Here is a 13788-nt window from a genome sequence, read left to right as displayed (position 1 = left end):
GACCGTGCTCTAAAAAGCTATGGCCGCGTCCAGCCCGGAAAGCGGCCTGACGCCGGCGAGCAGTGCCTTCGCCTCGGCCTCGTCGCGCTTCATCTGGGCGACCAGCGCGTCAAGCCCGTCGAACTTCACCTCCGAGCGCAGGTAGCCGAAGAAGGACACGGCACAAATCTCGCCGTAGAGGTCGCCGGAAAAGTCGAAGACGAAGGTCTCCAGCAATGGCGCGCCATTGTCGTCGACCGTCGGCCGGCGGCCGAAGCTGGCGACGCCATCGTGTAGCGAACCGTCGGCGCGGCGGAAGCGGACGGCATAAATCCCTTCATTGAGGGTGACTTCCGGCGAAAGCCTCATGTTTGCGGTCGGAAAGCCGAGTGTCCGGCCGAGCTGCTGGCCGCCGATCACCTCCGCCTCGACGGTGAAACGGTAGCCGAGCAAACCGGCGGCCTCGGCCACATTGCCCTCGCACAGCAGCGTGCGTATGCGGCTCGACGACACCACCTCGGCGCTTTCGTCGCGAAACGCATCCACCAGCGTGACGCCGAAGCCGTGGCGCTCGCCGGCAGCCATCAGATAGGCCGGGCCGCCCTGGCGGTCCTTGCCGAAATGGAAATCGAAGCCGGTGACGGCGTGGCTTATGCCGAGGTTGCGCTCGAGCACGCCGGTGACGAAAGCCTCCGCCGACAAGGAGGCGAACTCGCGTGTGAACGGCTGCTCGACCAGCGCCGCAAAGCCCAGATGCGACAACAGCCGCGCCTTCATCGGCGGCGGCGTCAGCACGAACAACGGCATGTCCGGCCTGAACACCTTTCGCGGATGCGGTACGAAGGTCAGCACCAGGGCGGGTACGCCTCGACGCTCCGCTTCGGCGCGCGCGCGTTCGAGCACCGCCTGGTGGCCGCGGTGGACGCCGTCGAAATTGCCGATAGCCACCACGCCGCCGCGCAGATGGGCCGGCAGCGGTGCGGTTGCGGAAATGCGTTCGAACATGGCCGTCATGGCTTGAACCTATTGCAGCCTGGGAATCACCGCGACCGGCCTGTAGCCATATTTTTCCAGGAAGGCCGCGAGCCTGGCCGGATCCGGCTGCAGCGTCTCACCGTAATCACGGGCATGGATGCCGCCCGATACGTAGAGCACGTCGAAGCCATTGTCGGCCGCGCCCTTGATGTCGGTCATCATGCCGTCGCCGATGGCCAGAACTTGCGAACGCTCGACCGGGCGGCCGAGAATGACGGCGATCTCCTTCATGGCGACATCATAGACCGGCGCGTAGGGTTTGCCGGCGATCAGCGTGCGTCCGCCAAGCTGTGCGTATTCGCGGGCCAAAGCGCCCGCGCACCAGATCATGCGTTCGCCGCGCTCGACGACGATGTCGGGATTGGCGCAAATGAAGGGCAGGTTCCTGGCACGCAGCCGCAGCAGAAGATCGGCATAATCCTCCGGCTTCTCCACCTCGTCATCGAACAGGCCAGTGCAGACCACGCCGGATGCTTCGAACTCCTCGACGAGTTCGACGTCGAGGCCCTCATAGAGCGTGAAATCCCGATCGGCGCCTATGTGGAAGATCTTTCGCGGCCCTTCCGCGATCAGGTCGCGGGTAACGTCGCCGGACGTCACGACACGGTCGTAGGCGGCGGGAGGAACGCCGATGGCGTTCATCTGCGCCACCACGTCGGCGCTGCGACGCGGCGAATTGGTGATCAGCACGACAGGTATTTTCGCCGCGCGAGCAGCGATCAGCGCGGCAGCCGCCGCCGGGAAATGCCATTCGCCGTTGTGCACCACGCCCCAGACGTCGCACAGGATGGCTGAATAGGCTCCCGACAAGTCTGCGAGCGAACCGATGATGTCGGGCGAATCCGCCATGCCGTTGTCCCTGTACCATGATGCTTGCAAGCGCCGCGACCGACGGTCCGCCGCGACCGGTTGGGATTAACCGAAGCGCTTCACCCTGTCACCAGCTTTCATAGCGCCGCAAGATTGTGGCACGGGGACGCCGGCGAGGACGCGAGGTGAAAGCTTTTCTTTTCCAGCGCCTTATCCCCTTTTTTAGAGGCTTTGCCGCGGGAAGCTCGAAGCAGCATTGCCGATTGCGGACGCGTGGTTAACAGGGATTGAAAACCCGTACCGGCCTTGAACGTATTTCAGCAATCGGAAATTTAAAAATGCGTGGCATCGTCCGGGAAAAATGGGGCGGGCGGGAATGCTGAAGGCAATAGTCGGAGAATTCCGACACGACAGACGTGGCAACTACTCGTTAATGACTGCAATCACCATTGTGCCACTGATGGCCGGTCTGGCGCTCAGTGTCGATTACGGGGAGTTGCTGCGCCAAAAGCACGAAACGCTGAACGCCCTTGATGCGGCCGGCCTCGCCGCCGCCCAGCAGATCGTTGCCGGCGCCAGCGACAACGACGTCAAGGCCTACGCCAAGACATTTTTCGAAACCAATCTCGCACGTATCGACCCGGCGAATACAGCGCTGACCGTCACGCTGCCCAACAACAATGCCGGCGGCGGCACCCTGAAGCTCTGCGCCAGCCTCACCTTCCACCCCTATTTTCTACCGGCCGCCAGCCTGCTGATCGGCGGCACGGCAAGTGACACGACCTTCACCGAATGTTCGGAACTCCGCCTCAAGAACACCCTCGAAGTCGCGCTTGTGCTGGATAATTCCGGCTCGATGAGTGATCTCGGCTCCGGCACCGGCGAGAAGCGAATAAACCTGCTGAAGTCGGCCGCCAAGCAGCTTGTCGATACGCTGGCGCTTCAGGCGCAGCAGATGAAGCAGATCACCAAACCGGTGCAGTTTTCTCTCGTGCCGTTTGCGGCCTCGGTCAATGTCGGCCCTACCCACGACCAGGACGGCTGGATGGATCAGGACGGCATGTCCCCGATCCAGCACGAGGATTTCGACTGGACGACGATGAGTGCCGCCAACAATCCGGACAAATATGCCGAGAAGCTCAACGGCGTCTGGTACAAGCGCGGCACCGGCTGGGGCGAGACCAAGGACCAGCCGCTGACGCGTTTCAGCCTCTACGCCGACATGACGGTCGAATCGGGCCGCGAAGAGGTACCCAATTCGAAGCAATATGTCTGCGACACATACAAGAAGAACGGCACCTGCCAGTACGGCCACTGGAGCGCACCGGAATATATCTACACCACAAGCCGCTATGCGAGCTGGCAAGGTTGCGTCGAAGCACGGCCATATCCCTACAATGTCGACGACACCACGCCCGATACAGCCGCGCCGGCCACGCTTTTCGTGCCGATGTTCGCCCCGGATGAGGCTGGCACTCTGTGGCTTGATTTCAACCGTGACGGCATCAACGACGTCATCAGCACGTCCTACAATTACGGCAACAACTGGTGGGCCGATTGGCCCTATGTCGCCGGTCCTACCGCTTCCCAGCGCCAGTCTGACATGCGCAAATATTTCCTGGTAAAACCATACGGTTCGCAATCCGCAGCCGCGGGCGATGGGCCGAATTCCTCCTGCACCACCAACCCGATCACGCCGTTGAAGGACGTCAGCCAGGACGCACAGAAGCAGGAAATCAAGGACGCCATCGACGCCATGGCGCCGAACGGCAACACCAACGTGCCGGAGGGACTTGCCTGGGGCTGGCGAACTGTATCGAGCAACCCACCGTTCACCGATGGTCGGCCGAACAGCGAGAGGGGCAACGACAAGGTGGTCGTGGTGCTGACCGACGGAGCCAATACCTATAGCGCCGTCAGCGACGGCAGCTACGCCAACAACAGGTCGACCTACGCCGCCTACGGCTACACTGGCCTGACCTATCCGGGATCTGGAAGCGTAACCCGCCTGTTTATGAATACCAGCACCGATATCGGCAAGACCACCTATACCGGTGCCAACTACACGGCAGCACTCGACGAGCAGATGAAAACGCTCTGCGCCAACGCAAAGAATTCGAACATTCTGGTGATGACGGTGGCGCTCGACCTGTCGCCTACGGATGCCGGCGACAAGAAGGCAATCGATGCGCTGAAGGCGTGTTCCTCGGATTCGCGCTTCCGCAAGGATCCGGCGGACCCGAGCAAGCCGGCCAAGCTGTTCTGGAATGCGACGGGCGCGACGCTGTCCGACAATTTCAAGGAAATCGCCAACGAATTGTCGAACCTGCGCATCGTCGGCTGAAGGCGATGGGATTGGCGACTAAGGCAGGGGGGCCCGGCGCGCTGGCGCAAAGGCTCCTGCCGCCATGCCCTTGCGGGTGATGGAAGCATGTGGTGAGTGTCCCCACCGGAGATGCGCTCTTGCCTGAACCCGCCAACCATCTTGCCTTCGCGCTGGTCTGCCTCGGTATGGTGCTGACGCCCGGCCCGAACATGATCTATCTGATCTCGCGCTCGCTGTCGCAAGGGCCGAAGGCCGGACTGATCTCGCTGGGCGGCGTGGCGCTCGGTTTTTTGTTCTACGTGCTGTCGGCGGCGTTCGGCATCACCGCGTTGCTGCTCGCCGTGCCCTTTGCCTATGATGTGCTGCGCCTTGCCGGCGCGCTCTATTTGCTGTGGCTCGCCTGGCAAGCGGTGAAGCCCGGTGGGCGCTCGCCCTTCCAGATCCGCGAACTGCCGAGAGACAGGCCGCGCAAGCTGTTCGCCATGGGCCTGATGACCAACCTGCTCAACCCGAAGGTGGCAGTGCTCTATCTGTCGCTGCTGCCGCAATTCATCGGCCCCGGCAAAGGCCACGTGCTGTCGCAGCTTCTGGTGCTCGGTGCCACGCAGGTCGCGATCAGCCTGACCGTCAACGCCATCATCGCGGTGACGGCCGGCTCGATCGCCATCTTCCTCGCCGGGCGGCCGCTATGGCTGGTGATCCAGCGCTGGATGATAGGCACGGTGCTGACCGCGCTGGCCGTCAAGATGGCAACCGACGCGCAACGCTGATCGGGCCTACATCGGCCGCCTGACCTGCTGTGCCCGCTCCGGTTCGACCACCCTGCGGTAGAGATGCCAGGTCGCGTGGCCAAGGATGGGCATGACGACGGCAAGCCCGGCAAATAGCGGGATCGAGCCGATGACCAGGAGTATGGCGACCATCAGGCCCCACAGCGCCATCTGCAGCGGGTTTGTCATAACTGCGCGCGCCGACGTCTCGACTGCCGAGACCGCGCCGACATCGCGGTCGAGCAGCAGCGGAAAGGCGACGACAGTCGTCGCCAGCACGATCGCGGCGAAGGCGAACCCGGCCAGGTTGCCGAGCAGGATTAGTGTCCAGCCCTTGCTGGTCGTCAGCACTTCGCGAATAAAGCCGACGATAGAGGCCGGAGGCTGATTGCCGTACAGGCTGGTGTAGATCGATTGCGCGGTGAACAGCCAGAGCAGGAACAGTACCACCAGCATGATACCGATGACTGCAATCGCGGGCAGCGCCGGCGAGTGGCGCACGTCGAGCGCATGCCACCAGGATGTATCCATGCCGAACTCGCGCCGGCGGCTGATTTCGTAAAGGCCGATAGCGGCGAACGGACCGACCAAAGCGAAGCCGGACATCAGCGGATAGATGAGTTGGATGGCGTTCGAGCCCGACGTCCACTGCGTCAGGATCAGGCCGACCACCGGATAGATCAGGCACAGGAACACATAATGCGACGGCTTGGCCCAGAAATCCTCTACGCCGAGACGGAGCGCATCGATCAGATCCTCGGTGCTGATGCGGCGCACCGTGGGCTGTACATGCATTCCACGTGCGTCCGCCATGACATGAAAGCCGGCCATAACCTTTCTCCCGTGTGTCGGAGCGGTCACCGCCAGGATGGCCGCCCGCAGCTGCCACTTCAAGAACGCCCGTATGATAGCCGATCTCGGCGTGCTTGTCGCCACCGCCCGGCGCCGGGGCGCCGGGCGGCTGAACGAGCGGATTAGGCCGCGAAGCGATTGATCACCTCGGCCAGCGGCACGTGACCGAGGCAAGCGCCGGACCCGGCGGGCTTTTCGCCAGCCTCGACAGCGAGCGCGTATCGCACGGCCGGATCGGCTTCGATGCGGCGGCGTAGCGCCGCCAGCCTGGGATAAGCGGCGCCGTCGACCGCCTGGTGGAACTCCGCCCAGCGCGCTACGCCCATCAGCGTGGTATCGGCAAGCGTCGGCCGGTCGCCGACCAGGAAATCCGTGTCGAGGATCATCGCCTCGAGCTGGTCATGGCGGTTGGTAACGACCTTGCGGCCGAAATCACGCAAGGTCGCCAGCTGCATCGGTTCGGCCGACTCCATTTCATATGCGGCCCAGAGCGGGGTGAAAGCGGCGGTGAAACCGGTGTTCACGAAAGCCATCAGCTGATGCATCCGGTCGCCCTCCGGCGAGCGAGGATCGAAGCTGATACGGCGTTGCGTATCGCGGGCTTCGAGCCAGGCGGCAATCGCCATGGTCTCGGTGAGCACCCTGCCCTCGTCCGTGATCAACACCGGTGTTTCCTGACGACCGTTGATGCTGGCATAGGCGTCGTTCTTCATCTCAGTGAGCATATCGACGCGACACAGGCGGTAGGGTTGTCCGACGCGTTCAAATGCAGCGACAAGCCCCATCGAACTTCCCAGCGGGAAGCCGTAAAGGAGAATAGGTTCCATTTCTTTGTCTCTTCCATGATTTAGGGATTACGCTGCGCAGCGAAACTTGACCCTAAACGCTGGTCGCCCCATGTAAATTACGCACTATTCTGTAACCAGGTCCCCGCCATGAAAGATGTCGTCTCACGCTGCCCGATCGAGGAGACTATGCGTGTGCTCAGCGGTCGCTGGCCCACCTTGCTGCTCTACTACCTCAAGGACGGGACCAAGCGCTTCAGCGATTTGAGGCGTGACAACCCGACAGTTTCGCACCGCATTCTGGCCCTGGAACTGCGCAAGCTGGAGGAAGCCGGGATCGTGCGGCGAACGGCGCGTACCGGCTATCCGCTTCGCGTGGATTACGACCTCACGGAGCCCGGTCTCAAACTTGTGCCACTCATCGACGCCCTGGGCGATTGGTGGGAAGATACCGAGGACGATCGGGCCGACCGGGCTACATCGACGCCGGAAACCAAACTCGTGGCGGCGGAATAGCCGACCGGCGATCACCGCGGCAAAGAACTGCCGGCGAGAGCCCAGAGCGCTCCAAGCCGTTCATACATTAGATTCCGCAAGACCAAGGCGACCGGCTATGGGGCGCGCCATTGTGGCCAGCCAAACCGGGACAAGGCACCGCCATCCGGCACCAACTCCTGTAGCATAGCTCGCCAATCCCGATCACCTGACCCGCCGTTCGATCTCGTTGCCCGATCAGATCGGCTTGACCATGCTGGCTGGCTGTCGCTTTCGATCCTGACGTGAACGAAGAGCCTACTTATCCTCTTGAAGTTTCTCCTGAGACTCTGCCATTTGATCGTCCCCAAGTTCCATATTGTGCATCGTTGCAATCAACCATTCGTCATGATCCCGCGTCGCCACTACGCTGATTAATCCGCGCCGACGCGGCCATTCGTTTCCCATCGGATCGAGCGCGCCAGTCATGGACCACCGCAGGTCGAGCGTGGCAACATCAGGGCGAACAAGCCTGTTCCGCACGCTTTCGGCGGATAGGTGGCTGTGCTTGAACATCTTCTCAAAAATTGGGGCATGGAACTGCTCGATCTTGTCACGTCCAGTCGCCTGCATCCCGAAGACGTTTGTAAATTCGGCATCTGCCGCGAATACGGCGGCAAAGGCGCGAGCATCGTGACGATTCCAAGCTTCGATCAGCCTGTGCGCGACACTTTCCACCCCTTCAGTTCGGACGTTGCCGGTAGCCATGCTGATCTCCTGTCATATAGTTCGGTTGCCATACTATATTGGCACCATATAAGTTTGAAAAGATGGATAATCAGCCCTACACGCAGTCTCTGCTTCTCTATGCTTATCAATCGTCGGCGAGCGCTTTGGTCCAGGTTCTCCGGGAGAGCGGCCATTCGGCAATCAAGCCCAAACATGGCGCTGTATTCGCCAACATCGACGCAGAAGGAACCCGACCCAGCGTCCTCGCAGAGCGTGCGGGCATTGGCAAAGCATCGATGGGTGAGTTGATCGATGAACTGGAGCGCCTCGGTTATGTTCGGCGTTCGCATGATCCGAACGACAGACGGGCCAAATTAATCGTTGCAACTGACGCGGCGCTTGCGGTGATCCGGACCGTCCACGATTTCAATCAGCGTCTCGAAGACCAATACCGAAGGCTGCTTGGTGCTCAGGCGCACGAATCGCTGCGGTCGTCACTGCAAGCGATATCCCCCAGCGAAAATTTGCAACCGAGGATACCTCGCCAGCGCTCGTGAAGCCGCAAAGGTAGGGCAAAAGAAACTCTCTGTCCGTGAAGGCCTGACTGGGTATCGAGCTCCTGGGAGTATCGAGCCCGAACAGCCGTCTGGGCGAATGCTGCCATCCGAGCAGGCCTGTTTCGATTGAGCGGTGAAATCAATCTGACAAAGTGTCATCGCGTCGAAACCATTCATCACGCATTTTCACGGCCCTGCCCGGCAAAAGCCATGATCGCGGTTATGTCAGGCGGGCATGACCGTTACGAAAATCGAAAATTACGAGGTCCAACCAAGCCTAAGCAGGCGCGTGCTGCTCAGAGCTGCCGGCCTTGGCGCCCTTGCCGGGCTCACCGCCTGCGCAACCGCCGTGCTGCCTACCGGTGAAAGCGCCGGTGTCTCTGCTTCCGCCGCCGGCACGCTGGCCGGCATCCGCGCTTCGGCGGGTCTGGGGCCGCTCGCCCCCGATGCCCGGCTCGAGCAGGCGGCGCTCCAGCAGGCCGGATATATGGCGCGCGGCGGCCGAATGAATCACACCACCGGCTGGGGCAAGGACTTTGCCTCGCGCGTCAAAGACAATGGCATTGCCGGCGCTGCCGCCGAAAATATTGCCGAAGGCCGCTTCGACCAGCAGAAGCTGTTCGATATCTGGGTGCATTCGCCAGGCCACCGCCGCAACATGCTCGACCCGCGCTTCACCCGCTTCGGCCTCGCCTATGTGCGCGACGGCCGCGACAGCACGCTTCGCTACTGGTGCCTTGTGCTCGGCAGATAATCTCCACCATTTGGACGGCGGAAGCCTGCTGGCGACCGATCCGTCAGTCTTTGCGGCCGCCGCCGAGCAATTCCTCGATCTCCTGCGCACAAACCGGCCTGCTGAAATGATAGCCCTGCATTTCGTCGCAATTGTTCCTGCGCAGGAAAGCAACCTGATCATCTGTCTCAACGCCCTCGGCGATGACCCTCAGGTTGAGATTTTGCCCCAATGAAATCACCGCGCTGGCCACAGCCTGATCGTTCTCGTCGGCGGCGAGATCCTTGATGAAGGACTTGTCGATCTTCAGCCGCGCCACGGGAAAGGTCTTGAGTGCACTGAGGCTGGAATAGCCGGTGCCGAAATCATCGATCGAGATCTGGACACCCAGGCTTTGCAGGGCGTTCATGGTGGCGACCGCCAGCTCGATATCCTGCATGATAAGGCTCTCGGTCACCTCCAGCTCGAGATACCTGGCCTCCAGGCCGCTGTCCTTCAGCGCGCTGACGATGCGATCGATCAGGTTGCGCTCCCTGAATTGCCGCGCCGACACATTCACGCAAACGGTCAAGGGCGGCAGTCCTGCGTCTTGCCAGGCTTTGTTCTGCCGGCACGCCTCATGCAGAACCCAGTCGCCGATCGGTACGATCAGACCTGTCTCCTCGGCGGTCGGGATGAACATCGTCGGCATTACCGTGCCAAGCGTTGGGTGGTTCCAGCGTATCAGCGCCTCGACCGCAAAAACCCGACCTGACCGAAGGTCCACCTGCGGTTGGTAGAGCAGCGTGAATTCCGAACGCGCCAAGGCGTTTCGCAACTCTTCCTGAAGCACGAATTTTTCATGCGCCCTGGTGTTGAACTCCGGAGCGTAAAACTGGAAATTATCGCGGCCGAACTCCTTGGCGCGATACATGGCCGCGTCGGCATTTGCCAGCAGCGTATCGGGATCCGTCCCATCCTTGGGATAGTTGGCAATGCCGATGCTGGCCGTCGCCCGCACAAGATGCGCTCCGAGCCGAACCGGTTCGGCGAGTGCAGCCCTGAGCTTTTGCAAGGTCTCGGAAACGAGATCGACGTTCGCCGGCTGGTCGAAAAGCACGACGACGAATTCGTCGCCGCCAAGCCGCACGACGGTATCGGTCGCCCGGACGCAGTCGACCATGCGACTTGCGACGGTCTTCAGAAGCTCGTCGCCGGCATTGTGGCCGAGCGTGTCGTTGACGAATTTGAAATTGTCCAGATCAATGAACACCACCGTCACCCAGCGATCGTATCGCTGGGCGTACAAGACCGCCTGTGAAAGCCGGTCCTCCAACAAGGCGCGATTGGGAAGCCCGGTCAGCACGTCATGATTGGCCATGAAGTGGATCCGGTCTTCGGCCTGTTTGCGTTCGATGGCGATCCCGGCGATGCGCGTGGTGAAATCGATGAGGCGAGTCTCGGCCTTGGTCGGTTCGCGCACCGTCATAGAATACATCGCAAAGACGCCGAGCACGGCGCCCTGATGCGACAGGATCGGCGTCGACCAGCATGAACGCAAACCGTGTGGCCGCGCGAGTTCGCGATAGTCCTGCCAAAGCGGATCCTGCATGATGTCAGCGACAATCACCGGCTCGCGCCGATAGACTGCGGTACCGCAAGACCCTGCCCTTGGGCCTACCGCGGCGCCGTCGACGGCGTCGGTGTAGTCTCTCGCCAGGCTCGGCGCGGCGGCGTGGCGCAAGTGGCTGCCATCCTTGTCGAGCAGCAAGACCGAACCGAATATCCCCGCCAGTTGGGACTCGACCAGACGCATGAGCCGCTCGAGCACGTCTTCGAGGGGAGCGCTCTTTGCGATCATCTCGAGGATATGCGCCTGCCCGTCGCGAAGGATTTCGGCCTGCTTGCGCGCAGTGATGTCACGGGCAATGCCGACGAGGCCGAAAATGTTGTTCTGAACGTTGCGCAACGGCAGTTTCGTAGACAGGAACCATTTGCCGGTGCCTGACGCATCGACGACGAACTCCTCCTCGTCGATCATCGGTTGTCCGTCGCGCATCAGTTGCTGCTCGATGAGGCGAAATTTCTGCGCAAGATCCGGCGCGTGAAGGTCGAAGTCGCTCAGACCGATCATGTCGCTCGTGCTGTCTCGACCGCTGTCGGACGCAATGGCTCGGTTGGCGACGACGAAGCGGCTTTCGGTGTCCTTCACCCACATGTAGTCAGGCACCAGGTCGATGAGCGTCTGCAAGGAGATACGCTCGTCGACGACCAAGCGGTTGGCGCTGAGCTCGCTGATGTCCTCATGCGTGGCCACCCAGCCGCCGTCAGGCATCGGCTGATGGCAGACCTGAATTGTCCGGCCATCGGCGAGCTCGGCTGTCCAGTTCCCCGAAGCCGTGCCCGAATTGACTGCCCGGGCCAACGCCAGATAAGCGTCCGCATTCATTGCCGAGGTTCCGACAGCGACGCGCCGCTCGACGATTTCGCGCAGCGCCGCACCCGGCTGCAATTGCTCCGGGGCAAGGCGATAGATTTCCGCGTAGCGTCGATTGCACAGGATCAGCCGTTCACCGGCATCAAAGAAACAGATGCCTTGCGAGATGTTCTCTATCGCGGTCTGGAACCGCAGTGCCTGGTCCTGAAGTGCCGCAATCGTGGCGCGAAGCTCGCACTCGAGGGCCTCATATGAGGCAGTCGCCAGTTGTGCCAGCGTCGTCAAATTTGCGGATTCGGGCGCGTCGGCGGTTTGCCTGGATGACTTCGTGGCCAAACACAATTCCTCCCGCTGATGCTTGAGGCAAGCAAAGGAGGCTCGCCTTCAACCCAAAAGCGACTGCATATTGGTCCGGATATACTAATGGCAGGTGAACCTGGCTCAACGCCGACGCGACCGGCACGGCAACGGAAACCGTGGCCGGTCGCGGTTGCCGTAAGCCCTGAGGCTTAGTCCATATGCGCGGCAGGCGCCCCACCGGCGGGCGGCGCAGCCTTTGGCTTGCGCAGCAGGAAAACAAACGGGACAGCAAGCAGCGTCATCATCATCAGCAGCTTGAAGTCATTGACGTAGGAGATCATCATCGCCTGGATATTGACCATGCGATCCATCAGCGACAGCGCCGTCGGATCGCCGCCCGCCGCTGCCGGCGATGCCGCCCAGAGGTTGGGATTGAACGGATTGATATAGGCCGAGAGCTCGGCGTGGTTGATCTGCGTGTTGCGTACCAGCAGAACCGTCACCACCGATACGCCGATCGACGAGCCAAGATTGCGCACCAGGCTGAACAGCGCCGTTGCATCGGTGCGGAAACGTGCGTCGAGCGTGGCGAAAGCCACGGTGGACAGCGGCACGAACACCATTCCCATTCCAAGGCCCTGGATGACGCCGGAGCTGAGGATAAGCCAGTTGTCCATCTGCGGCGAAAAGCTCGACATCGTGTAGAGCGATTGCGCGGTCAGCAGGAAGCCGATGACGACGAGGATCCTGGCATCGATCCTGTGCATGATCCGCCCGACGAACAGCATCGCGATCATCGTGCCGACACCGCGCGGCCCCAGGACGACGCCGATGGTGAGGGTCGGATAGCCGAAGATGGTCGACAGCATTGGCGGCAGCAGCGACATGCTCGCCAGGATGAGCACGCCCATGACAAAGATGAACGCCAGCCCGGTGACGAAATTGCGATCGAGGAAGATCTTGGGGTCGATAAAGGGGTGCTCCGCCGTCAACGTATGTATGGTGAATACCCAGAAGCCGGTGATGGAAAGACCAAGCTCGATCCATATCTCGATCGAGGAAAACCAGTCGACCTCGCCGCCGCGATCGAGCATCAGCTGCAGCGCGCCGACACCGAGCGAGAGCATGGTGAAGCCGAAGAAATCGAAGCTGCGCACCCGCCGGGCGACGCTGGGAAGATATGCCGCCATGCCAAGGAAGGCGATGATGCCGACCGGCAGGTTGATGAAGAACACCCAGCGCCAATTGAAATTCTCGGTCAGCCAGCCACCCAGCGTCGGGCCAAGGATTGGTCCCAGCATGATGCCGGCGCCCCAGATCGCCATGGCCTGGCCGTGGCGTTCCCTAGGGTTGATGTCGAGTAGGAAGGTCTGTGACAGCGGCACGATGGCCGCGCCGAACACGCCTTGCATGAGCCGGAACAAAACGATGGTCTCAAGGCTCCAGGCGATGCCGCACAGCATTGAAAAGACGGTGAAACCGACCACGGCCGTCAGGAACAGCTCCTTGCGGCCGAAGCGGTCGGCAAGCCAGCCGGTCACCGGCGTCATGATCGCCGCGGCAACGATGTAGGAGGTCAGCACCCAGTTGATGTTGTCGGGGGAGGCGCCGAGATCGCCGGTCATGGTCGGCAGCGCAACGTTGGCGATCGTCGTGTCGAGCGCCTGCATGATCGTCGCAAGCATGAGCGCAACTGTGATCAGGCCGCGGTGCGGTACTTCGCGAAAGGGTTCTGGGCTGCTCATGACGTAAAACTTCCAGCAGGTAACAAAAACGTGTACATTAGGTTTCCGGACGGCGAGGCCCCGCTGTAGAGAGACCCTCATCGCGGTGGGACGCGAGCATCGATGTGGGGGTTACATCGACTGAGCGTCTCGACAAAGCGGGCGCCTGCCGCCCGGAAACCTGAGGACCGAAGATCCTGCGCGGCGTTGTCTGCTCAGGCAGGCTACAGCGCAGCCCGTCCACGCATTCAACTTTTCCCGCGCCTCCCTCGGACCAATCCTGCATCCATCTCGCTGT

Annotated in this window: 12 protein-coding genes; 5 read left to right on the top strand and 7 right to left on the bottom strand. The window is 61.6% G+C overall.

Going from position 1 to position 13788, the window contains the following annotated elements; genetic code table 11:
• Positions 1–9: 9 nt before the first annotated feature.
• Together NKI72_RS07210 and NKI72_RS07205 are read right to left on the bottom strand one after the other, a co-directional pair.
• Complete coding sequence (locus NKI72_RS07210) at positions 10–993, bottom strand: bifunctional riboflavin kinase/FAD synthetase (RefSeq protein WP_352569769.1); 984 nt, start codon at positions 991–993, stop codon at positions 10–12.
• Positions 994–1002: 9 nt separating this feature from the next.
• On the bottom strand, positions 1003–1863 hold the full coding sequence (locus NKI72_RS07205; RefSeq protein ID WP_352503369.1) for a TIGR01459 family HAD-type hydrolase: 861 nt from the start codon (positions 1861–1863) through the stop codon (positions 1003–1005).
• A 337-nt stretch (positions 1864–2200) separates the two neighbouring features.
• Here NKI72_RS07205 and NKI72_RS07200 point away from each other — a divergent pair, with 337 nt between their 5' ends.
• Positions 2201–4168, top strand: a complete 1968-nt coding sequence (locus NKI72_RS07200) for a pilus assembly protein TadG-related protein (protein WP_502898559.1) — start codon at positions 2201–2203, stop codon at positions 4166–4168.
• 119 nt (positions 4169–4287) lie between these two features.
• Positions 4288–4920 carry a LysE family translocator gene (locus NKI72_RS07195; protein ID WP_352831795.1) on the top strand — a complete coding sequence of 211 codons (633 nt, stop codon included), beginning with the start codon at positions 4288–4290 and terminating at the stop codon, positions 4918–4920.
• 6 nt (positions 4921–4926) lie between these two features.
• Here the strand turns inward: NKI72_RS07195 and NKI72_RS07190 are convergent, their stop codons facing one another.
• Together NKI72_RS07190 and NKI72_RS07185 are read right to left on the bottom strand one after the other, a co-directional pair.
• On the bottom strand, positions 4927–5751 hold the full coding sequence (locus tag NKI72_RS07190; protein ID WP_352831797.1) for a DUF2189 domain-containing protein: 825 nt from the start codon (positions 5749–5751) through the stop codon (positions 4927–4929).
• Between the two features lie 143 nt (positions 5752–5894).
• Complete coding sequence (locus NKI72_RS07185) at positions 5895–6599, bottom strand: glutathione S-transferase family protein (protein WP_352831799.1); 705 nt, start codon at positions 6597–6599, stop codon at positions 5895–5897.
• Between the two features lie 108 nt (positions 6600–6707).
• Between NKI72_RS07185 and NKI72_RS07180 the strand changes: the two genes are divergently transcribed.
• Entirely contained in the window at positions 6708–7073 is a 366-nt protein-coding gene (locus NKI72_RS07180) for a winged helix-turn-helix transcriptional regulator (protein WP_352474516.1), read from the top strand.
• Positions 7074–7349: 276 nt separating this feature from the next.
• Here the strand turns inward: NKI72_RS07180 and NKI72_RS07175 are convergent, their stop codons facing one another.
• Positions 7350–7799: an SgcJ/EcaC family oxidoreductase gene (locus tag NKI72_RS07175; protein ID WP_352831800.1), complete on the bottom strand. Its 450-nt coding sequence runs from the start codon at positions 7797–7799 to the stop codon at positions 7350–7352.
• Positions 7800–7861: 62 nt separating this feature from the next.
• Here NKI72_RS07175 and NKI72_RS07170 point away from each other — a divergent pair, with 62 nt between their 5' ends.
• Positions 7862–8317, top strand: a complete 456-nt coding sequence (locus tag NKI72_RS07170) for a MarR family winged helix-turn-helix transcriptional regulator (RefSeq protein WP_352831801.1) — start codon at positions 7862–7864, stop codon at positions 8315–8317.
• A gap of 235 nt (positions 8318–8552) precedes the next feature.
• Positions 8553–9071 (top strand): CAP domain-containing protein, encoded by a 519-nt coding sequence (locus NKI72_RS07165; protein ID WP_352541602.1) that lies wholly within the window; start codon positions 8553–8555, stop codon positions 9069–9071.
• Between the two features lie 43 nt (positions 9072–9114).
• Here the strand turns inward: NKI72_RS07165 and NKI72_RS07160 are convergent, their stop codons facing one another.
• Together NKI72_RS07160 and NKI72_RS07155 are read right to left on the bottom strand one after the other, a co-directional pair.
• Entirely contained in the window at positions 9115–11802 is a 2688-nt protein-coding gene (locus NKI72_RS07160) for an EAL domain-containing protein (protein WP_352831803.1), read from the bottom strand.
• A 173-nt stretch (positions 11803–11975) separates the two neighbouring features.
• Positions 11976–13511, bottom strand: a complete 1536-nt coding sequence (locus tag NKI72_RS07155) for a DHA2 family efflux MFS transporter permease subunit (RefSeq protein ID WP_023674328.1) — start codon at positions 13509–13511, stop codon at positions 11976–11978.
• Positions 13512–13788 lie beyond the last annotated feature (277 nt).

This window comes from Mesorhizobium sp. M0437 (assembly GCF_040321335.1).
Lineage (GTDB): Bacteria > Pseudomonadota > Alphaproteobacteria > Rhizobiales > Rhizobiaceae > Mesorhizobium.
This window is presented reverse-complemented; position numbering and strand designations above follow the sequence as displayed.